The sequence below is a fragment of the Pseudomonas sp. TUM25319 genome (genome assembly GCF_056388475.1).
Genome location: NZ_CM150751.1, coordinates 1,302,548 through 1,322,878 on the forward strand (window position 1 = coordinate 1,302,548; position 20,331 = coordinate 1,322,878).

General features: G+C 64.5%; 17 protein-coding genes and 1 pseudogene. 6 read left to right on the plus strand and 12 right to left on the minus strand.

Annotated features, from left to right (window positions below; translation table 11 throughout):
- Positions 1-7: 7 nt before the first annotated feature.
- Positions 8-238: a DUF3820 family protein gene (locus AC05QJ_RS06015; protein ID WP_476746053.1), complete on the minus strand. Its 231-nt coding sequence runs from the start codon at positions 236-238 to the stop codon at positions 8-10.
- A gap of 202 nt (positions 239-440) precedes the next feature.
- Here AC05QJ_RS06015 and AC05QJ_RS06020 point away from each other — a divergent pair, with 202 nt between their 5' ends.
- A complete protein-coding gene (locus AC05QJ_RS06020) occupies positions 441-911 on the plus strand; it encodes a ferritin-like domain-containing protein (protein WP_476746054.1) in 471 nt (156 codons plus the stop codon).
- A 40-nt stretch (positions 912-951) separates the two neighbouring features.
- Here the strand turns inward: AC05QJ_RS06020 and AC05QJ_RS06025 are convergent, their stop codons facing one another.
- From AC05QJ_RS06025 to AC05QJ_RS06055, 7 genes are all read right to left on the minus strand, one after another.
- Positions 952-2,484, minus strand: a complete 1,533-nt coding sequence (locus AC05QJ_RS06025; RefSeq protein ID WP_476747878.1) for a sensor domain-containing diguanylate cyclase — start codon at positions 2,482-2,484, stop codon at positions 952-954.
- Between the two features lie 380 nt (positions 2,485-2,864).
- Complete coding sequence (locus tag AC05QJ_RS06030; RefSeq protein ID WP_476747879.1) at positions 2,865-4,151, minus strand: OprD family porin; 1,287 nt, start codon at positions 4,149-4,151, stop codon at positions 2,865-2,867.
- Between the two features lie 255 nt (positions 4,152-4,406).
- Entirely contained in the window at positions 4,407-4,631 is a 225-nt protein-coding gene (locus AC05QJ_RS06035; RefSeq protein WP_476746055.1) for a hypothetical protein, read from the minus strand.
- Between the two features lie 145 nt (positions 4,632-4,776).
- Entirely contained in the window at positions 4,777-6,159 is a 1,383-nt protein-coding gene (locus AC05QJ_RS06040) for a heavy metal sensor histidine kinase (RefSeq protein WP_476746056.1), read from the minus strand.
- Positions 6,134-6,808 (minus strand): heavy metal response regulator transcription factor, encoded by a 675-nt coding sequence (locus AC05QJ_RS06045; RefSeq protein ID WP_476746057.1) that lies wholly within the window; start codon positions 6,806-6,808, stop codon positions 6,134-6,136. The genes AC05QJ_RS06040 and AC05QJ_RS06045 overlap by 26 nt, the downstream gene beginning before the upstream one ends.
- A gap of 9 nt (positions 6,809-6,817) precedes the next feature.
- Positions 6,818-9,934, minus strand: a complete 3,117-nt coding sequence (locus AC05QJ_RS06050) for a multidrug efflux RND transporter permease subunit (RefSeq protein WP_476746058.1) — start codon at positions 9,932-9,934, stop codon at positions 6,818-6,820.
- Positions 9,931-11,109 carry an efflux RND transporter periplasmic adaptor subunit gene (locus AC05QJ_RS06055; protein WP_476746059.1) on the minus strand — a complete coding sequence of 393 codons (1,179 nt, stop codon included), beginning with the start codon at positions 11,107-11,109 and terminating at the stop codon, positions 9,931-9,933. Before AC05QJ_RS06055 ends, AC05QJ_RS06050 begins: the two co-directional genes overlap by 4 nt.
- Positions 11,110-11,345: 236 nt before the next feature.
- Between AC05QJ_RS06055 and AC05QJ_RS06060 the strand changes: the two are divergent.
- Together AC05QJ_RS06060 and AC05QJ_RS06065 are read left to right on the plus strand one after the other, a co-directional pair.
- A pseudogene (locus AC05QJ_RS06060) lies at positions 11,346-11,627 on the plus strand (PAS domain-containing protein); the annotation flags it as partial.
- Between the two features lie 273 nt (positions 11,628-11,900).
- Positions 11,901-12,929, plus strand: coding sequence for a methyl-accepting chemotaxis protein (locus AC05QJ_RS06065; RefSeq protein ID WP_476747880.1), 1,029 nt, complete (start codon positions 11,901-11,903; stop codon positions 12,927-12,929).
- A 9-nt stretch (positions 12,930-12,938) separates the two neighbouring features.
- Here AC05QJ_RS06065 and AC05QJ_RS06070 read toward each other — a convergent pair whose 3' ends face one another.
- The 4 genes from AC05QJ_RS06070 to norR all read right to left on the minus strand — a co-directional run bounded on the left by AC05QJ_RS06070 (position 12,939) and on the right by norR (position 16,742).
- Positions 12,939-13,682 carry a YkgJ family cysteine cluster protein gene (locus AC05QJ_RS06070; protein ID WP_476746060.1) on the minus strand — a complete coding sequence of 248 codons (744 nt, stop codon included), beginning with the start codon at positions 13,680-13,682 and terminating at the stop codon, positions 12,939-12,941.
- Positions 13,679-13,990, minus strand: coding sequence for a hypothetical protein (locus tag AC05QJ_RS06075; RefSeq protein ID WP_476746061.1), 312 nt, complete (start codon positions 13,988-13,990; stop codon positions 13,679-13,681). The genes AC05QJ_RS06070 and AC05QJ_RS06075 overlap by 4 nt, the downstream gene beginning before the upstream one ends.
- Before the next feature lie 237 nt (positions 13,991-14,227).
- A complete protein-coding gene (locus tag AC05QJ_RS06080) occupies positions 14,228-15,127 on the minus strand; it encodes a chemotaxis protein (RefSeq protein WP_476746062.1) in 900 nt (299 codons plus the stop codon).
- Positions 15,128-15,209: 82 nt separating this feature from the next.
- Positions 15,210-16,742, minus strand: coding sequence for a nitric oxide reductase transcriptional regulator NorR (gene norR, locus AC05QJ_RS06085; protein WP_476746063.1), 1,533 nt, complete (start codon positions 16,740-16,742; stop codon positions 15,210-15,212).
- A 156-nt stretch (positions 16,743-16,898) separates the two neighbouring features.
- Here norR and hmpA point away from each other — a divergent pair, with 156 nt between their 5' ends.
- The 3 genes from hmpA (at position 16,899) to cyoA (ending at position 20,330) form a co-directional block, all read left to right on the plus strand.
- Complete coding sequence (hmpA, locus tag AC05QJ_RS06090; RefSeq protein WP_476746064.1) at positions 16,899-18,080, plus strand: NO-inducible flavohemoprotein; 1,182 nt, start codon at positions 16,899-16,901, stop codon at positions 18,078-18,080.
- A gap of 227 nt (positions 18,081-18,307) precedes the next feature.
- The gene (locus tag AC05QJ_RS06095; RefSeq protein WP_476746065.1) at positions 18,308-18,814 is read left to right on the plus strand and encodes a disulfide bond formation protein B; all 507 of its coding nucleotides are present in this window, start codon (positions 18,308-18,310) and stop codon (positions 18,812-18,814) included.
- Positions 18,815-19,373: 559 nt separating this feature from the next.
- Entirely contained in the window at positions 19,374-20,330 is a 957-nt protein-coding gene (gene cyoA, locus AC05QJ_RS06100) for a ubiquinol oxidase subunit II (RefSeq protein ID WP_476746066.1), read from the plus strand.
- Position 20,331: the final 1 nt, after the last annotated feature.

Here is a 20,331-nt window from a genome sequence, read left to right on the forward strand (position 1 = left end):
CGCGTGTTCAGGGACGGGGACGGGGATGCTTTTTGCGCAAAGGTTCGAGCAGATCGGCCAGGCCGTTGTGATCGACCTCGTGCATCAGCGCCAGCAAACCGCCAAGTTCGCCCTTGGGAAAGCCCTGGCGGGCGAACCAGTTCAGGTAATGGCCGGGCAGATCGGCGATCAGCCGGCCCTTGTACTTGCCGTAGGGCATTTCATGGGTGACCAGCAGTTCGAGGGCTTCGGGGTTCATGGCGTACGGCAAAGGCTGAGAATGGCCGGACGATACAGGCAATCTGCATGAAGGCCAAAGGACAGTTCATGCAGAAAGCGCGAGTACAGTTTTTTGCCTCTTTCATAACCTATTGAAAAATATATAAATTTAATTCGTTGGCGGTTTGGCATGAAGGCTGCGTTAGTCCTTGAAACTTCCCTCATGCAAAAGGAGCTGTGTCATGACCGATACCAACAAAGAAGTCATTTCTGTTCTCAACGACCTGATCGAGTTCAGCAAGGATGGCGAGAAAGGCTTCAAAACCTGCGCCGAGGACGTCAAGCGTACCGACCTGAAAACCTACTTCGCCCAGCGCTCCAGCGATTGCGCCGCGGCGGCTGCCGAGCTGCAACAGCATGTGCGCAGCCTGGGAGGTGACCCGGAAACCTCCACCAGCCTGAGCGGCGACATGCACCGCGGCTGGGTGAATCTGAAGGCCATGGTCACCGGCAAGGACGAGGAAGCCGTGCTCAACGAAGCCGAGCGCGGCGAAGACCACGCGCTGAAGGCGTACAAGGAAGCACTGGAGAAACTGGCGAAAGTCGCCCCGGCTTCTGCGGCCTACAGTCTGGTCGAGCGTCAATACCACGGTGTACAGCGCAACCATGACCAGGTGAAAGTGCTGCGTAATAGCGCTCGCGCCCAGTCCTGATTCCGCCTTGCGGATTCAACCGAGCCCCGCTGGCCTGAGGTCAGCGGGGCTCGGCCGTTTCCGGCGCCGGGTCGGTGGCGATTTCCACCCGGTTGCGGCCGTTGCGCTTGGCCCGGTACAGCGCCTCGTCAGCCCCGGCCATCAGCTCGCCCAGGCTCTGGACGCCGCCCGGAACCTGTACCCCTACGCCGACGCTGACACTGACCGGTTTCAGGTCGCCCCCGTAGGGCGGCAGTGCCTGCACCGACTGGCGGATGCGTTCGGCGAGGATCAGCGCGCCGTTCAGGTCGGTGTCCGGCAGTACCGCGACGAATTCCTCGCCGCCGTAGCGGGCCGCCAGATCGGCAGGCCGCAGCAGGCTGTGACCGATGGCGGTGGCCACCCGGCGCAGCGCTTCGTCGCCCCCGTGATGACCATGGCGCTCGTTGAACCCGCGGAAGTGATCGACATCGATCATCAACACCGCGATCGGTCGCTGCGTACGCTGGGCGCGGGCCCACTCGCGGCGCAGCACCTGATCGAGCTGGCGGCGATTGGGCAGGCCGGTGAGGCTGTCGGTGGCGGCCAGTTCCTGCAGGCTGCGCTCGGCGCTATGGCGGCGGCGCAATTCGCGGCCAAGCAGCAGGCTCAGCCAGAGAATGCCGATGCACAGGATGCCGGTAGCCGCGCTGACCAGGATCGCCGTGCGTTTCCAGGCGCTGTAGACCTCATCCACCGATTGCGTCACCACCAGCACCAGCGGCAGGTCGGCGACCCGGGCGAAGGTGTACAGGCGCAACCGGCCATCGCGGCCGGACGGCGCGGTGAAGCTGCCGTTGCCCTCGGCCAGCAGACGCTTGAAGTTGGGGCGGGTCGAGTAGTTGCTGCCGACCCGTTCGTTGCTCTCGGCACCTTGCCCGGTAGCGTTGCGGGCCAGCAACTGGCCGTCGGTGTTCATCAGGTTGACGCTGCTGTCATGGCCGATGTCCAGGCGCCGGAACACCTCGTTGAAGTGCGAAAGGCGCAGCGCGCCGCCCGCGACGCCGGCGAAATTGCCTTCGGCATCGTCGATGCGCCGGCTGAAACTGATGCACCAGTCCAGATCCCCCAGCCGGGCCCTGAACGGTGGACTGATGACCAGGCCCTGGTCGGGATTGCGCTGGTGTTCCTGGAAAATCTGGCTGTCGGCGAAATTGGCGGTGCGCGGCGTGGTGCTGGCGGAGTCGGCGACCACGTTGCCGTCACGGTCGAGCCAGAGAATATCGCCGCGGGCCGGGCTGCTGAACGCCTGGTTGAACAGCACCTGCTGGCGCATTTCTGCCGGGATGCCCAGTAATTCCGGGTGTTGCACTGCCCAGATCAGGCTTTGCAGGGACAGGTCGTAGAGCTCGACATTGCGCACGATGTCGGTCTCGATCAGCTTGACGATATTGCGCGCCGAGCGGGTGGCGGTCTGTTCGACGTTCATCCGCTCGCGCATCAGCAGGAAGGTGACGATCGCGACGATCGCCAGCACCGCCAGACAGCTGCCCAGGTTGAGGATCAACTCCGGATGCGTGCGGTAAAGGCCGGCACGCGGGGGCGTGGTGTGCACGTTCATGGTCGCGAAGGTGTTCTGACCGTCAGGTTAGGCCGGGAAACGGGTAGAACCGGGCGTCGGAGGCAAGGGTGGCATGCTCCGGGGCGGGCTCTGGCGATGGAAAACGGTAGTCGCCGCGCGAAAGGGGCCGGCGCGGCGGCGCGTATTCTAGGGTGGGGCGGATTGTAGGACAAGAATTTAGTGCACAAGGCGGATGTGCGGTCATCGCCGGCACTCGGAATCTTGATGCGCACATTCACCGGTAGGAGCGGCTTCAGCCGCGATCGGCGGCGCAGCCGTCGTAGAACCTGAGCCCCCGATCGGACTGATGCATCCGGGATTCTGGTTCTGTGGCCGCTGCGCGCCCAATCGCGGCTGAAGCTGCTCCTACAGGGTTAGAAGATGTTCACCGGATAGTCGACGATCACACGGTACTCGTCGATGTCGTTGTCCACCGCCGAATAGCCCTGGCTGCCGCGATGGCTGGCCCAGCGCAGGCGCACGCTGAGGTCCTTGAACTGGCCTTCCTGGAAGGCGTAGGCCAGGTCGACGTCGCGTTCCCAGTGCTGGGCGTTCTTGCCTTCTTCGCTGTACCAGCTTCCATAACCGCTGCTGTCGGCGTCGGCCTTGGTCAGGTCCAGCTCACCCTTGGAGTAGGAGGCATTGGCGGTCAGGCCGGGGATGCCGAGGCCGGCGAAGTCGTAGGCGTACTTGAGTTTCCACGAGCGTTCGTTGGGGCCGTTGAAGTCCGAGTAGATCTGCGAGTTGTCGAGGAACACGCTGTCGCCCTGGTTGATGTAGTCGAACGGCGTATTGCCGTTGACCCGCTGGTACACCGCGGTGATCGCGTGGTAACCGACGTTCACCGTGAAGTGCAGGCTGTAGGTGTTGTTGTCGATGTTGCCCAGCAGCGCCTGGCCGGTGTCCTGGGTGTGGTAGTAGTTCAGGCCCGGGTTGAGGCTGACCTGGTCGTTGAGCTGCCAGGTGTAGTCCAGGTTGAAGTAGTACTGGTTCCAGATGTCCTTGAGTTCAGCACCGTAGAGGCTGGTGGTCAGGCCTTCGGTCGGCGCCCAGACTGCACCGGCCCAGTTCAGGTGGCGGCTTTCGCGACCTTCGGGCAGCGAGCCGTAGAAGGTGTCGATACGGCGGTGGCCGCTCTGGTTGTAAGGCTTGGTGAAGCTGGCCTGGCCGCCTTCGAGCATCAGGTTTTCGATGCTGTTGTTGGTCAGGCTCACGCCGCGGAAGGTCTGCGGCAGCATGCGGGTTTCGCCGCCGGCGATCACCGGGTTGCTGAGGAACAGGTCACCGGCGCGCAGCACGGTGTCGAAGGCCCGCACTTTCACCGAAGCACCGGCGCTGGAGAAGCTGTCCGGGGCTTTGCCGTAGTCGTAGCCCTCCTTGCTCGGGCTGTTGATCGGCAGGATGCTGGTGCCGGCGGTGCCGCCACCGCCATCGAGCTTGAGGCCGAGCATGGCGTAGGCGTCGAGACCGAAGCCGACCGTGCCCTGGGTGAAGCCCGATTCGAACTTGCCGACGAAACCCTGGCCCCACTCGCGCATGTCGCGCACGCCGGGCAGCAGTTGGTTGCGGTTGAAGTAGTAGTTGCGTGCCAGGACATCGAGGTGGGAACCCTCGATGAAGCCTTCGGCCGGCGCGTCGTCGGCCTGGGCATGGAAGGGCATCGTTGCAGCCAGTGCAACGAAGAGTGGGGTCAAGCGCGTGCTGATGGTCACCTTGGTGGACTCCTTTGGGTGCTTTTTGACGGCAGTTTTTATTCTGTGAAGCGGTATTTTCTTGTAGGAAATGGGCCGTATTCCGGTACTTTTCACCAGGCGAAAAAAAGCCGCTGACAAGCAGCGGCTTTAAACGACAGGCGCGCGGGCAGATGCGCTACCGGCGCGAAAGTCGAGGGAGAAGCGGAGGTTGCGAGCAGTGGCTCAGCTATCTTTGCTGGCACTCGAGTCAACCTTGGATGCTGTCTGTTCAGAGCCTTTGGCGGCGTCCTGCTGTTGCTTGGCGTAAGCTTCCTGAGCCTGGACCATGGTGGCCTGATGGCGGGCGGTCTGGGCGACGAAGGCCTGGGATTCTTCAGCCATGGCCAGAGGGGAAAGCAACACGGAAGACAGGACGAAAACGCTGGCAATACCCATGCTGTTGGACATTTCAAACAACCTTCTTGCAGAGCAAGTATCTATTCGGTGCGGCTAAATTAATCGTTAGGAAGCGAACGAAAAAGCCATGTTTCGGAGATGGACTGTTGCGGAAAAAGTAACAGTCGGGGAAGGGCGCGGGTTAGAGCCCGCGCATTCAGGCAGGAAGCAGGATGCCGAAGGTGTTGTCGCCCGCCTGGCTGCGGGCAAACACGCTGCCGCCGTGCATCACGGCGATGGCTTTGACAATGGCCAGGCCCAGGCCATGGTTGTTGCTGCCGCTGTTGCTGCGGGCGGCATCGACGCGGTAGAAGCGCTCGAACAGCCGTGGCAGGTGCTCATCGGCGATGGCCGGGCCGGGGTTGCTGACCGCGATGCGCACCTGTCCCTCTTCGTGGTGGATGGTGACGCGGATCACCTGGCCTGGTTCGGTGTGTTGCACGGCGTTGTTGAGCAGGTTGATCAGTGCGCGGCGCAGATGGGCTTTCTCGATGCGCGCCTGGGCATCGCCGCTCACTTCCACCCGCACCTGCGCGTCTTCGAGGATGTAGTCGAGGTAATCGAGGGTAGTCGCCACTTCTTCGGCGAGCGACGTGCTGATCAGCGCCGTGGCCTTGCTGCCCTGGTCGGCGCTGGCCAGGAATAGCATGTCATTGATGATGCTGCGCAGCCGTTCCAGTTCTTCCAGGTTCGACTGCAGCACTTCGAAGTAGTGTTCGGCGCTGCGCCCGCGGGTCAGGGCGACCTGGGTCTGGCCGATGAGGTTGGTCAGCGGCGAGCGCAGTTCGTGGGCAACGTCGGCATTGAAGGCTTCCAGGCGTGAGTAAGCCTGATCGACCCGCTCCAGCGCGGCGTTGAAGGCCTGGGCGAACTGTTCCAGTTCCGGCGGCAGCGACGACACCCGCAGCCGGCCGCTCAGGCGCGGCGGCGCCAGTTGCTGGGCTTCGGCAGACAGCTCGCGAATGGGGCGCAGGCCGATCCGCGCCACCCAGTAGCCCAGCACCGAGGCCAGCAGCACGCCGACCACTGCCAGGCTGACCAGGGCGATCAGCAGGGTGTGCTGGGTGTTCCAGAAGGTCTCGGTGTCGATGCCGATCAGAAAACGCAGGGGCGGGCGCTGCTCCAGCGCTGGCAGTTCGCTGAGCATCACCTTGTACGGGAAGGGACTGTCGGCCAGGCGCACGTCGCGCATGCCCGGCTTGCCCTCGGCGATGCGGCGGATGCTGGCGTCGGGATTGCCGTATTCGTAGTGGCTGTCGGAACTGATGGCCCAGAAGCGAATGCGCCGGTCTTCCTCACTGAGCTGGTCGAGCTTGCGCACCATCTTGCCCCAGTGCTCAAGGTTGCCGAAGCGGGTCAGGCTCGACTCCAGCACGCTGTAGCGCGCCTCAAGTTCAGCCGAGGGCAGCAGGTCGAGGCTGCGGTCCACCTGCTTGTACAGCGCCCAGCCGATCAGCAGGAACACCAGCAGCGCCACGCCGGTGAACAGTGCGCTCAGGCGCAGGGCCAGGGCGTTAGTCCGCACGGTTTTCCAGGACATAACCCATGCCTCGGATGGTATGCAGCAGCTTGGTTTCGAATGGCCCGTCGAGTTTGGCCCGCAGGCGCTTGATAGCAACTTCGACGACATTGGCGTCACTGTCGAAATTGATGTCCCACACCAGCTCGGCGATCGCCGTCTTCGACAGGATCTCGCCCTGGCGGCGAGCCAGCACGCTGAGCAGGGAGAACTCCTTGGCGGTCAGGTCCAGGCGCTGGCCGGCACGGCTGGCCTTGCGGCTGATCAGGTCGACCCACAGGTCGGCCACCTGGATCTGCACCGGCTCGTGGCCGCCACTGCGGCGGGTCAGGGCCTGCAGGCGGGCCACCAGCTCAAGGAAGGAAAACGGCTTGCCGAGGTAATCGTCGGCGCCTTCGCGCAGGCCGTGGATGCGGTCTTCGACCCGCTCGCGGGCGGTGAGCATGATCACCGGCGTCTGCTTGCGCGCCCGCAGTGCCCGCAGTACGCCGTAGCCGTCGAGGCCGGGCAGCATGACGTCGAGGACGATCACCGAGTAGTCGCCCTCCAGCGCCAGGTGCAGGCCCTCGATGCCGTCTGGCGCCAGGTCCACGGTAAAGCCCTGTTCGGTGAGGCCCCGGTGCAGGTAGTCGGCGGTTTTTTCTTCGTCTTCGATAATCAGCACGCGCATGGTCGGCTCTCAGTGAACGATGGGCCGGGGCGCTTCGGCAGCGCGCTGGCGTCGGTGGAACAGACGCTCCAGGGCCAAGTATATGACCGGGGTGGTAAACAGTGTCAGCGCCTGGCTGACCAGCAACCCGCCGACCACGGCGATCCCTAGTGGCTGGCGCATCTCGGCCCCGGCCCCGGCGCCGAGCATCAGCGGCACGGCGCCGAGCAGGGCGGCGAGGGTGGTCATGATGATCGGCCGGAAGCGCGTCAGGCAGGCTTCGCGGATCGCCGCTTCCGGGCTCAGTCCACGGGTGCGCTGGGCATCGAGGGCGAAGTCGATGAGCAGGATGCCGTTCTTCTTGACGATGCCGATCAGCAGCACCACGCCGATCAGGCCCATGATGGTGAAGTCCTGGCCCATCAGCCACAGCAGTGCCAGGGCGCCGAGCCCGGCGGGCGGCAGGGTGGAAATGATGGTCAGCGGATGGACGAAGCTCTCGTAGAGCACGCCGAGGATGATGTACACCGCCACCAGTGCGGCAAGGATCAGCCACGGCTGGCTCGACAGCGAACTCTGGAAGGCCTGCGCCGCACCCTGGAACGAGCCGGTGATGGACGCCGGCATGCCCAGCTCGCGCTGGGTCCGCTCGAGGATCGCCACCGCGTCGCCCAGGGCCACGCCCGGCGCCAGGTTGAACGACAGGTTGGCGGCCGGGAACAGGCCGTCGTGGGCGATGGACAGCGGGCCGGTGCTCGGCGGCGCGACCTTGGCCACGGCGGCCAGCGGCACCATGTCGTTGGTCAGTGGCGAGCGCAGGTAGAACGAGTTCAGGCTCTCGGCGCGGCCGCGCTGGCGGGCGTCCAGTTCGAGGATCACCTTGTACTGGTTGGTCTCGGTCTGGAATTCGCTGATCTGCCGCTGGCCGAAGGCGTCGTACAGCGCCTGGTCGACATCGGTGGTGGTCAGGCCGAAGCGGGCTGCGGCACGGCGGTCGATATCGATGCGGGTGACGCTGGCGCCCAGTTGCAGGTCGTTGGACAGGTCGCGGAACGCCGGGTTGGCCTTGAGTTTTTCGGTCAGGCGTTCGGCCCACAGGTTCAGCGCCGGGCCGTCGTTGCTCTTCATCACATACTGGTACTGGCTGCGGCTGGGGCCGGCGCTGAGGTTGATGTCCTGGCCGGCGCGCAGGTACAGGACGATGCCCGGCACCTTGGCCAGTTTCGGCCGCAGGCGGTCGATGAACTCGCTGGCCGAGACATCGCGATCGCCGCGGTCCTTGAGGGAGATCCAGAAACGCCCGTTGGCGATGGTCTGGTTGCTGCCGGTGACGCCCACGGCATGGGAGAAGGCGCGCACCGCAGGATCCGCGCCGACGATCTCGGCCAGGGCCTGGTGCTTGGCGACCATGTCCGGGTAGGACACATCGGCGGCCGCCTCGGTGGTGCCGAGCACGAAACCGGTGTCCTGAACCGGGAAGAAGCCCTTGGGAATGGCGACGTAGCCGGCCACCGCCAGCGCCAGGCTGAGGCCGAAGAGGCCGAGCATCAGCCGTTGGTGCGCCAGGGCCTTGTCCAGCACCCGCTCGTACCCCGCCAGCAGGCGCTCGCCGAAGCCGGGCTTTTTGTCAGCGTCATGGGCCGGGGCATTCATGAACAGCGCGCACAGGGTTGGCGCGAGGGTCAGCGACACCAGCACGGAAATCAGGATGGTGCTGGTGGCGGTCAGGGCGAACTCCTTGAACAGCCGGCCCACCACGCCGCCCATGAACAGCAGCGGAATGAACGCTGCCACCAGCGAGAAGCTGATGGACACCACGGTGAAGCCGATCTCCCGGGCGCCCTTGAGCGCCGCCTCGACGCGGCTGTCGCCGGCTTCCAGATGGCGGTGGATGTTCTCCACCACAACGATGGCGTCGTCCACCACGAAGCCCACGGCGATGACGATGGCCACCAAGGTCAGGTTGTTCAGGCTGAAACCGAACACGTACATCATGGCGAAGCTCGCCACCAGCGATACCGCCAGCACCGACGAGACGATCAGGGTCGCCGACCACTGCCGCAGGAACAGCGCCATCACCGCGATCACCAGCAGCACGGCGATGCCCAGGGTCAGTTCCACTTCGTGCAGCGAGGCGCGGATGGTCTGGGTGCGGTCCTGCAGGATCGAGACGTTGACCGTGGCCGGAAGCATTTCTTCGAGCTGCGGCAGGGCGTCGATGACCCGGTCCACCGTGTCGACGATGTTCGCGCCTGGCTGGCGGAAGATCACCAGGTTGAGGCCCTGCTGGTCGCCCGACCAGGCCTTGACGTAGGCGTTCTCGGAGCCGCTGATGACCTTGGCCACGTCCTTGAGCTGTACCGGCGCGCCGTCGCGGTAGGAGACGATCAGTTGCGCGTACTGCTCTGGGTGGAACAACTGGTCGTTGGTGGCCAGGGTCGAGACGCTGTTGTCGCCGTACAGTGCACCCTTGGCCAGGTTGAGGCTGGTCTGCTGGATCGCCAGGCGCAGGTCGGCGAGGGTCAGGCCGATGGCGGCGAGCTTTTCCGGCTGCGCCTGGACGCGGATCGCCGGGCGTTGCTGGCCGGTGATATTGACCAGGCCGACGCCGTCGATCTGGCTGACTTGCCGGGCCAGCAGGGTTTCGGCGTAGTCGCTCAGCTCGTTGGCGGGCATCTGGTCGGAGCTGAGGGTGAGGATCAGCACCGGGCTGTCGGCCGGATTGACCTTGCGCCAGGTGGGCGGGCTGGGCATGTCCTGGGGCAGTCGGGCGGAGGCGGTATTGATCGCCGCCTGGACTTCCTGGGCGGCGGTGTCGATGTTCTTGTCGAGGGTGAACTGCAGGATCAGGGTGGTGGAGCCCAGGGCGCTGCTGGAGGTCATCTGGGTCATGCCGGGGATGGCGCTGAACTGCACCTCCAGCGGTGTCGCCACCGACGAGGCCATGGTCTCGGGGCTGGCGCCGGGCAGGGTGGCGGTGACCTGGATGGTCGGAAAGTCTGCCTCGGGCAGGGGCGCCACCGGCAGCCGCGGGAAGGCCACCACGCCGAGCAGGACCAGGGCGAAGGTCAGCAGCAGGGTGGCGATGGGCCGGTCGATGCACCAGCCGAACAGGCCGCGACGGCCATCGGGCAGGGCCGCGTTCATGGCTGCACGCTCGTGTCGGCGCGGGCCACGTCTTCAGCCGGTGGCGGTGCGGCCTCGAGGATTTCCACCTTCGCGCCGGGCTTGAGCCGCGACTGGCCGTCGGCAACCAGGCGGTCGTTGTCCTGCACGCCGCTGATCACGTTGAGGCGGCTGTCCTGATAGAGCACCTTGACCGGCACCGCCTCGGCTTTGTCGCCGTCAATACGGTAGACGAAATGCCGGTCGACACCCTGGCGCACCACGCCCGGCGGCACCACCAGTGCATTGCGCTCGACCCCGGTCTGCACCCGCAGGCTGACCAGTTGTCCCGGCCACAGGCGGGCGTCCGGGTTGTTGAAGGTGGCTTTGGCCCGCAGGGTACCGGTGCCGGCGGCGATCTGGTTGTCGATCAGGCTCAGCCGTCCTTCGCCGAGCAGGGTGCCGCCGCTGTCGCCGTCCCCTTCGAGGTAGGCCTTGATTGGGGCGGGTTCGCTGCTGGCCACCAGTTGCTGCAGGGTCGGCAGCCATTGCTGCGGCACCGAGAATTCGATGTTGATGGGGTCCAGTCGGGTGACGCTGAACAGACCCTGGGTATCAGTGGTGCGCACCAGGTTGCCTTCGTCGACGTTGCGGATGCCGACCCGGCCGCTGACCGGCGAATAGATCCTGGTGTACGACAACTGCACTTCGGCGGCGGTGATGCTGGCCTGGTTGCCGAGCTGGGTGGCCTGCAACTGGTTGACCAGCGCCTGTTGCTGGTCGAGGGTCTGGCGCGAGATGCCGTTGTCTTCGCTGAGCAAGCGGTAGCGCTTGAGATCGACCTGGGCCACCTGCAGTTGCGCCTGGCTCTGCTTGAGCTGGGCACGGGCCTGGTCGAGGCTGGCGCGGATGGCGCGGTCATCGAGGGTCGCCAGCAGATCGCCTTTCTGCACCGACTGGCCTTCCTGCACGGCAATGCGGGTCAGCACCCCTTCCACCTGCGGGCGGATCACCACGCTGTGCAGCGACTGCACGGTGCCGATGGCACTGAGCAGGCGCGGCACGTCCTCGCGCTTGACCTCGATCACGCTGACCGGCACGGCGCTGGGCTGGCTCGGCCTGGCGGCGCGCGGGCGCTCGGCAACGAACCAGGCGGCCGCCGCGAGCAGAAGAATGGCAAGCAGGACAAGCAGCGTTCGGGGGCTGGAAATTCGCATGCGTCAGAGGTGCCGGAACAGAGGGGAGAGAGGGTTTTTACTCTTATATAGAACAGCACCGGTCAGCAGCGTGACGGCTAGCTGTCACGGCTGTCAGCAAGCACAAGGTAGTGCCGACCACCGGTGCTGGCAATTGGCCTTAATGCTGTCCTGGGTCAAGGCCGGCGCAAGGGGTCGCCCGTAGTATTCCCGCCCTGCTTTATAACCCCCTCCATCCGAACGACGAGCGCCTCTCGATGAAGAGCAATCTGCCTGTGACCGGTCGCAATGTGGATTACCGTGGTGACGCTAACATTCTTTCCACTACTGATCTCACCAGCGCCATAACCTACGCCAACGATGAGTTCATAAAGATCAGCGGTTTTTCCCGCGAAGAACTGCTGGGCAGCGCCCACCATATTGTCCGTCACCCGGACATGCCGCCTGCGGCGTTCGAGCATATGTGGCAGACCCTGAAGAAAGGCCGCTCGTGGATGGGGCTGGTGAAGAACCGCTGCAAGAACGGCGATCACTATTGGGTCAGTGCCTTCGTTTCACCGATCACCAGCCATGGCGAGACGGTGGAATACCAATCAGTGCGCACCAAGCCGACCCGCGCCCAGGTCGCCGCCGCCGAGCGGCATTACGCGAAGCTGCGCAACGGCGAGCTGACCTGGCGCGACCGCCTGCCGGTACTGAGCCTGGCCCAGCGCCTGACCCTCGGCCTCGGTGGCGTGTTGGCGCTGGTGCTGGGCGGCAGTCGCCTGCTGGTGCCGGCGTTTCCCTATCAGGGCGTGGTGGAGTGGGTGGTGGTGCTCGGGCTTGGCGCGCTGCTGATCGCCCGTACCCTGAGCCCGCTGCAGCGCCTGCATCACCGTGCCCGCGAGGTGGCCGACAATCCGCTGAGCCAGCAGCTCTACACCGGTCGCCGCGATGAAGTGGGGCAGATCGAGTTCGCCCTGCAGATGCTCGAAGCGCAGATGGGCGCGGTGGTGGGACGTATCGGCGACACGTCCAAGCGCCTGGCCGGGCACACCGCCGACCTGGCCAGTCACCTGCAGCACAGCCATACCACCACGGTAGGGCAGCAGGGCGATGCCGATCAGGTAGCCGATGCGATCAACCGCATGGCGGCGCGGGTCGCCGAGGTGGCCGACAGCGCCCAGCAGGCATCACGTGCGGCGGACCAGGCGGAGGATGAAACCCAGATCGGCCATCAGTTGGTGGACCAGAGCCGCAGCACTATCCTGCAACTGGCCAATGTGCTGGCCGAGGCCACCGAAGTTGTCCACACCCTGGAAAACCACAGCGAGGAAATCTCCGGGGTGCTGGAGGTTATCCACAGCATCGCCGAGCAGACCAACCTGCTGGCCCTGAATGCGGCGATCGAAGCGGCGCGGGCCGGGGATCATGGTCGCGGTTTTGCGGTGGTGGCCGACGAGGTTCGTGGCCTGGCCCAGCGCACCGCCCAGTCCACCGGCGAGATCCAGCGCATGATCAGCGTGCTGCAGAGCGGCGCCCGCGACGCGGTGGTGGCCATGCAGCAGAGCAGTGACCACGCCGGGCAGAGCGTCGAGCAGGCCCAGCATGCCACCCAGGCGCTGCACGGCATCAGCCAGCGGGTCAACCAGATCAGTGAAATGAGCCTGCAGATCGCCTCGGCGGTGGAGCAGCAGAGCCTGGTCAGCGAAGACATCAACCGCAACATCATCAGCATTCGCCAGGCCAGCGAGCAGAGTGTCACTGCCGGCCAGCGCGGTCACTCCACCGCCAGCGACGTGGCCGGTCTTGCCGAAGACCTGCGCCGTCTTGCCGAAGAGTTCTGGTGCCGGCGCCAATAGCGCGCCGGTTCAGAATCCGATGAAGCTGTAGTAGCCGGCGCCCACGCCGGTGACTCTGGCACCTGCCGAGCCCAGTTTTCCGGCCAGGTCGCCATCCTCCACATGCAATGTCCAGGCGGCGAGAGCCGTGTCCGTTTCGCTGGCCGTGTCGATCATGGCCTGGCGCAGAGCGTTGGTGTCCGGCAGGTAGGCAGTGAAACCGTTGCCCTTGAGGGCGCTGGTGTCGATGCCCAGGCGCTGGCAGATCAGCGCCTTGTTGCGGATGTCCTCGCGGTCGGCCTGGCGCGAGCGTTCGATCAGTTCCAGCAGGTGCGGATCGACCACGCGATCGCGAAGGATCAGCGCTTCGCCGTTGCCCCAGGCTTCCGGCGGGCAGTCCTTGGCTTCGGGACGCAACGGGATGTGCGGATTGATCTCCATCGGATAGATGCGGCACACCAGTGGCCGACGTTCGTAGATCAGGCAGCGCAACTCGGCGTCGAGGTTGCGGCACGGGCCCGGGTTGAACGCCGCGAAGGTGATGGCGACGTGGATTTCGGTGTCGCCGCAGGGCACTGCGCAGGCGCGGCGGCGCACATGCTCGTGCTGCCCGCTGGGGATGCCCAGGCCGCTGGCATGGAAGGCCTCGACCAGGACGATGACCTGGCCGCCGTCGTCGACCCATTGGCGGGCTTCGCCGAGGGTCAGGGGAACGTGGTGGCCGGTGCAGCAGCCTCCACAGCCGGTGCAGTTGAAGCGGAGGGTGTCGTTCACGGTTTGCCCGGTGTCCATTCGGTGACGTAGGCGCTCTTCTGGCGCCGGTCGTACAGGCACAGCTCGGTGCCCTTGCGGTTGTTCATGTGCTTCTGCGGGTAGCGGCCTTGCAGCAGCAGCGCGGAGTAACCGGAGCGGTCGTCGAACTCGGCGCTTTTGCCCAGGGCGCGGACCTCTTTCAACTGGCTGGCTTTGGTGCAGGCACGCAGCAGTTGCCGGTCGTGCTCGGCCCAAGCCTGGTCGCTGGAGGCGTGGGCGGTGCTGGCCAGCAGCAGGGCGGCGGCGAGCGTGAGGATCTGCGCTTTCATGGGAAATGGCTCCTCGCGGGGGTGAAGGGCTGGATTATGCCCGAGTGCCAGGTGGAATGTTTGAACCCGGAGCGGCAGATCTGCGGCGATCCAGTGGGAGCGGCTTTAGCCGCGATCGGCGGCGCAGCCGTCGTAGAACCTGAATCTGTGATTCTTCTGGAATGCCGGGAATACCGGTTTTATGGCCGCTTTGCGGCCAATCGCGGCTGAAGCCGCTCCCACAAGGCTGGGCGGCGCTCAGCGTTCGGCGAACGCCACCGCCCGCGCCGCGACGATCAGGCAGTCGGTCAGCTCCGGCGAGGAAAACTTGGTCAGCACCGCGTTGGCGCCGGCGGCCCTGGCCTTTTCGCTGTTCATCGCGCTGTCCAGCGAGGTGTGCAGCAACACATAAAGATGCTGGAAGTCCGGCGTCTCGCGCAGGGTGCGAGTGAAGGCGTAGCCGTCCATCTCCGACATCTCGATGTCCGAGACCACCACGTTGATCTCCTGGTCGGTGCCCTGCAGTTCCAGCAGGGTGGCGATGGCGTCCTTGGCACTGCGCGCGGTATGGCATTCCAGGCCCAGGCTGCGCAGGGTGTAGATCGACTGCTGCAGCGCAACCTGGCTGTCATCCACCACCAGTATGTTGGTCGCCGCCAGGATCGCCGCGTCCTCGCTGTTCAACTGCGCCGGGGCGTTTTCGTGGTGCGCCGGGGCAATGCCGTGGATGACTTTCTCGATGTCCAGCACCTGCACCAGGGTGTCGTCGATGCGGGTCACACCGGTGATGAAGGACTTTTCGCCGGAACCATAGGGCGGCGGCCGGATGTCGGTGCTCAGGCAATGCACGATGCGGCTCACCGCCTGGACGTGCAGGCCCTGCTTGGAGCGGCTGATGTCGGTGACGATCAGGCAACCGCCATTCGGGTCGGCCAGCGGTCGTTCGCCGATGGCGCGGGACAGGTCGATCACCGGCAGCGGGTTGCCGCGCAAGGTGGCCACGCCTTTGACGTGGGGATGGGCCTCGGGCAGACGGGTCAGCGGCGGACAGGGAATGATCTCGCTGACCTTGAGCAGGTTGATCGCCATCAGCTTGCCGCTGCGCAAGGTGAAGAGCAGCAGCGACAGCGAGTCCGCGCGGGCTTTTTGCGAGAACATAAGGACCTTCGTGGCAGATGGAATTCAGAGGCTTGTGCCGGGTTATCGACCCGAGCGGCCCGGGCTTTAGCCCGGCCGCGATTCAGCGCAGGCCCAGGCGACGGGCCAGGCGCGAGAGGTTGGCGCGATCCAGCCCCAGCTCGCGGGCGGCGCTGGCCCAGTTGTGCTGGTGACGCTCCAGGCTGGCCTGGATCAGTTGGCGCTGGTACTGGTCCAGGGCCTGGCGCAGGTCGCCGCCGGTTTCGGCGCTGGTGATCGCCGCCGGGGCGACGGCCGGCGCCTGCGCTGTGGCAACGCCGGGCAGGTCGAGATCGCCGGCTTCCAGGGTGAGGATGCGCGGACGGTCCTGGTGCTGCCCGAGGGCCTTGAGCGCCGATCGGCCGATCAGGTGTTCCAGTTCGCGCACATTGCCCGGCCACGGGTAGGCGAGCAGCGCCGCCTGGGCCTCGGCGCTCAGGCGCAGGCTGTTGAGGCCCAGCCGCGAGCGGTTCTGTTCAAGGAAGTAACCGCTGATCAGCAGCACATCACGGCCGCGCTCGCGCAGTGCCGGCACCGGTAGCGGATAGACGCTCAGGCGATGATAGAAGTCGGCACGGTAGCGGCCAGCGCGCACTTCCTCGGCCAGGTCGCGGTTGGTGGCGGCGATCAGGCGCACGTCCACCCGGTGTTCCTGGTCCGAGCCCAGCCGCTGCAACTGGCCGCTTTGCAACACCCGCAGCAGCTTGGCCTGGACCACCAGGGACAATTCGCCGACTTCATCGAGGAACAGCGTGCCGCCGTTGGCCAGCTCGAACTTGCCGCGTCGTTCGCCCACAGCGCCGGTGAAGGCGCCGCGCACATGGCCGAACAGCTCGCTTTCCACCAGGGTGTCGGGCAGGGCGGCGCAGTTGAGGCTGACCAGCGGCTTGTCGGCGCGAGGCGAGGCCTGGTGGATGGCCTGGGCCACCAACTCCTTGCCGACCCCGGTTTCACCGGTGATCAGCACCGTCAGGTCGCTGCCGCCCACCAGGCGTATTTCCTCCATCAGGCGCTTGTGGGCCTTGCTCTGGCCGATCAGTTCCTTCTGCTGCTGGTCGCTGGCCTGGCGATAGACCTCGGCGCGCAGGGCCAGGCCCTCGATGCGCTGGGCAACGTTGACCGTGGCGGCGGCGAGGCTGGCGAAGGCTTGCAGGGCGTCCAGTTCTTCCTGGCGAAAGCTCTCCGGCGCCAGTGCGTCGAGGGTGATCAGGCCCCAGGCCTGTTCGTCGACGAACAGCGGGCAGCCCATGCAGTCGTGGACTTCCAGTTGCTGGTGCAGGCCCTCCACCAGGCCGTCGTACGGGTCGGGCAGCTCGCTCTCGCTGGCGAAGCGGGTCGGGCCGGTGCGGCTGAGCAGGGCGGCGAAGCGCGGATGTTCGCTGACCCGAAAACGCCGCCCGAGGGTGTCGGGGCTCAGGCCATCCACCGCCAGCGGCACCAGCCACTCGCCGTCCAGGCGCAGCAGTGCAGCGGCATCGCAGGGCAGCAGGGCGCGCATGGCTTGCAGCAGGCGGCGGTAGCGCTCCCGCTCGGGCAGGTCGCGGGACAGGTCGCTGACCAGCGGCAGGAGGGCGGTGAGCAGGGATTTTGCGGTCATAATGACTCCTGTTGGTCTTTATGACTCTAGCAGGTTCTGTGTCATTTTGACTCTTTTACGCTCAAGTGCCCGATTTCATTGGGTTTTATGATTGGCACGGAAACTGAAATGTCCTGGGCAGTGTTTAACAGAAGCCCAAGGCTCAGGAGTCGTTCCATGCTTACCGCCGAAGACCGTGCAATCATCAAGGCCACCGTTCCGCTGCTGGAAAGCGGCGGCGAAACTCTGACCACCCATTTCTACAAGATGATGCTCAGCGAGTACCCCGAGGTGCGCCCGCTGTTCAACCAGGCCCACCAGGCCAGCGGTGACCAGCCTCGTGCGCTGGCCAACGGCGTGCTGATGTATGCCCGGCATATCGACCAGTTGGAACAACTGGGTGGCCTCGTCGGCCAGATCGTCAACAAGCATGTGGCCTTGCAGATCCTGCCGGAGCATTACCCGATCGTCGGTCGCTGCCTGCTGCGCGCCATCGAGGAAGTGCTCGGCAGCGACATCGCCACCCCCGAAGTGCTCAAGGCCTGGGGCGCGGCCTACCAGCAACTGGCCGATATCCTGATCGGTGCCGAAGAGGGGCTGTATCAACAGAAGGAAACGGCCAAGGGCGGCTGGCGTGGCGCGCGGGCCTTCACACTGGTGGAGAAGGTCGAGGAGAGCCGCGAGGTCGTTTCCTTCTATTTCGCTCCCGTGGACGGCCAGCCGGTGCTGGTGGCCGAGCCGGGCCAGTACATCGGCCTGCAGTTGGTGATCGACGGCGCCGAGCAGCGCCGCAATTACTCCCTGTCCACCCTCGGTGATGGCCGCCTGTACCGCATCAGCGTCAAGCGCGAGGCGGATGGCAAGGTGTCCAACTACCTGCACGACCAGTTGAAGGTCGGCGACAGCATCAACCTGTTCCCGCCCGCCGGCGATTTCACCCTGGCTGCCAGCGACAAGCCGCTGGTGCTGATCAGCGGTGGCGTGGGTATTACGCCGACCCTGGCGATGCTCGAAGCAGCGCTGGCTTCGGGGCGTCAGATCCACTTCATCCACTGCGCGCGCAACGGCGGCGTGCATGCGTTCCGCGAGCATGTCGACGGGCTGGCGGCGCGCAACCCGCAGCTCAAGCGCTTCTATTGCTATGACGAAGATGACGGCGTGAGCCTGCCGGCCGATGCCCTGGGTTATCTGGACCAGGCGCAACTGGAGCGCTGGCTGCCGCAGGAGCGCGATCTGGATGCCTACTTCCTCGGACCGAAGCCGTTCATGGCAGCGGTGAAGCGTCACCTGGAGGCGTTGGGTGTGCCGCAAGGGCAGAGCCGCTACGAGTTCTTCGGGCCGGCGTCGGCGCTGGAGTAATCCTCCACCCTGTGGGAGCGGCTGAAGCCGCTCCTGCAGTTCAACACATTAATCCTGCTTTAATCCCCTTCCTCTTCACTCCTTTCCTGCGCCTGCCTTTTCACACGGACTTCACCTTTGATCCGCGGTCTGCCTGTAGACTTTCCGCCGGCGCACCGTCATCTTGTGCGCCCCGCGGCTTTCGCGAGGCCGCCTTGAGTCCGAATTACCTAGTGAAGGGAATGGCAATGAACGAGCAAAACCAGCGCCTGAATCGGGAACGGCGCTTTCTGGTCCTGTTGGGCGTCATCTGTATTGCGCTGATCGGCGGTGCGCTTTATATGCAGATCGTGCTCGGCGAAGCCCCTTGCCCGTTGTGCATCCTGCAGCGTTATGCGCTGCTGCTGATCGCCCTGTTCGCCTTCATCGGTGCGGCCATGCCCGGCAAGCGTAGCCTGACCCTGTTTGAGGGCCTGGTGGTGCTCAGCGCCCTCGGTGGCGTCGCCGCCGCCGGCAACCATGTCTACATTCTTGCCAACCCGGCGGTCAGTTGCGGCATCGATACCCTGCAACCGATCGTCGACGGACTTCCGCTGGCCTCGGTGCTGCCCCTGGTGTTCCAGGTCGACGGCTTCTGCTCCACGCCATACCCTCCTGTATTGGGACTTTCCCTTGCGCAGTGGGCACTTATCGCGTTCATTCTGACCGCCGTTCTGGTACCGTTCGGCATCTGGCGCAACCGCCGCCAGGGTTAGACAAAAGTCATGTGTTGACGCAAGTCTCTTGTTGAGTGAAGTTTCCCACGAGTCGTGCACCCGGCTTGATCTGAATCAAGGGTAAACCCTTGTAGAACGGGCGTTCCAAGGCTATTGGAGAGGGTGCGACAAACTGTCGCGAAGCTGATTTATCAGGCTGGATTGTTACACAATCGGTAAAAGACTGTTGCTCAATAAGTCATAGTCAAGGGGGGGCGACCTATCTACAATCGCCCCCAATTTCCGTTCGGCACTGCTTGCAAGTCGCAGTAACAAAGGCCTTCGAGGCTTTTTTCGCTGACTTCGACGAGCATCGCCCACGGTGATGCAGGGCTGACTCCTCTCCGTGATTTTCCGCACCAAATGGACTTGGTCTGAGATACAGGCCTGTTGCCCACGAAGTCAGAACAATAACCACGCACCACCCTGGTTCATGCCGAGCAGCGCCGCTTCTCAAGGTATGACCTTATTCGCCCGTAAATGCTGACACTAGGCAGGACGAAGTGTTGGCGACCAAAACACAAATTGCATTGAAGCAAGCTGATCTAGAGGTCGTGAGATGAGTAAAAAGCGTTACCCCAGACTGTTTGGCATTCTGCCCTTTTTAGGCATGCTTTTACTCAGTGGGTGCAACTGGACCCTGCTCGACCCGAAAGGTCAGGTCGGCATTGAGCAAAGGAACCTTATCCTGATCGCCTTCGGCCTCATGCTGTTGGTGGTCGTTCCCGTTATCTGCATGACGCTGGCGTTCGCCTGGAAGTACCGCGCTTCCAACAAGGCCGCCAAGTACACCCCGGACTGGTCGCACTCGACCAAGATCGAAGTGGCCGTGTGGACCATCCCGGTCCTGATCATCATCGCCCTGGGTATCGTCACCTACAAAACCACCCATGAGCTGGACCCGTATCGTCCGCTGGTTTCCGACGTGAAGCCGGTGCAGATCGACGTGGTCGCCCTGGACTGGAAGTGGCTGTTCATCTACCCGGAACAAGGCATCGCCACCGTCAACAAGATCGTCTTCCCGGCCAACACCCCGGTCAACTTCCGCGTGACCTCCGACGCCGTGATGAACTCGTTCTTCATCCCTGCGCTGGGCGGCCAGATCTACGCGATGGCCGGCATGACCACCAAGCTGCACCTGATCGCCAACGAGAACGGCGAGTTCGACGGTATCTCCGCGAACTACAGCGGTGCCGGCTTCACCGGTATGAAGTTCAAGGCAGTCGCCACCTCCCAGGCCGATTTCGAGGCGTGGGTGAACGAAGTCAAGCAATCGCCTAAGCAGCTGGACAAAGCTGAATACGAGGCCTTGGCCAAACCGAGCGAAAACAATCCAGTCGCGCTGTACAGCGTGGCGCCGGCCGACCAGTTCCAGTCCATCGTCGACAAGTACGAAGGCATGAACCGCGGCAAGCCGGTGGTACACGAGAAGGCCGAGCACAAAGAAGCAGCGGTCACTACCGGTACCGAAGGGATGGACGTGAGTATGCATTCAGCTGCCGGGGCAGAGGAGTAAG

Excerpts from the sequence above, each read along its gene's own strand:
- AC05QJ_RS06015 (WP_476746053.1), bottom strand. The coding sequence starts at position 238 with ATGAACCCCGAAGCCCTCGAACTGCTGGTCACCCATGAAATGCCCTAC.
- AC05QJ_RS06020 (WP_476746054.1), top strand. The coding sequence starts at position 441 with ATGACCGATACCAACAAAGAAGTCATTTCTGTTCTCAACGACCTGATC.
- AC05QJ_RS06030 (WP_476747879.1), bottom strand. The coding sequence starts at position 4,151 with ATGCCCTTCCATGCCCAGGCCGACGACGCGCCGGCCGAAGGCTTCATC.
- AC05QJ_RS06035 (WP_476746055.1), bottom strand. The coding sequence starts at position 4,631 with ATGTCCAACAGCATGGGTATTGCCAGCGTTTTCGTCCTGTCTTCCGTG.
- AC05QJ_RS06040 (WP_476746056.1), bottom strand. The coding sequence starts at position 6,159 with ATGTCCTGGAAAACCGTGCGGACTAACGCCCTGGCCCTGCGCCTGAGC.
- AC05QJ_RS06045 (WP_476746057.1), bottom strand. The coding sequence starts at position 6,808 with ATGCGCGTGCTGATTATCGAAGACGAAGAAAAAACCGCCGACTACCTG.
- AC05QJ_RS06050 (WP_476746058.1), bottom strand. The coding sequence starts at position 9,934 with ATGAACGCGGCCCTGCCCGATGGCCGTCGCGGCCTGTTCGGCTGGTGC.
- AC05QJ_RS06055 (WP_476746059.1), bottom strand. The coding sequence starts at position 11,109 with ATGCGAATTTCCAGCCCCCGAACGCTGCTTGTCCTGCTTGCCATTCTT.
- AC05QJ_RS06075 (WP_476746061.1), bottom strand. The coding sequence starts at position 13,990 with ATGAAAGCGCAGATCCTCACGCTCGCCGCCGCCCTGCTGCTGGCCAGC.
- AC05QJ_RS06080 (WP_476746062.1), bottom strand. The coding sequence starts at position 15,127 with ATGTTCTCGCAAAAAGCCCGCGCGGACTCGCTGTCGCTGCTGCTCTTC.
- norR (WP_476746063.1), bottom strand. The coding sequence starts at position 16,742 with ATGACCGCAAAATCCCTGCTCACCGCCCTCCTGCCGCTGGTCAGCGAC.
- hmpA (WP_476746064.1), top strand. The coding sequence starts at position 16,899 with ATGCTTACCGCCGAAGACCGTGCAATCATCAAGGCCACCGTTCCGCTG.
- AC05QJ_RS06095 (WP_476746065.1), top strand. The coding sequence starts at position 18,308 with ATGAACGAGCAAAACCAGCGCCTGAATCGGGAACGGCGCTTTCTGGTC.
- cyoA (WP_476746066.1), top strand. The coding sequence starts at position 19,374 with ATGAGTAAAAAGCGTTACCCCAGACTGTTTGGCATTCTGCCCTTTTTA.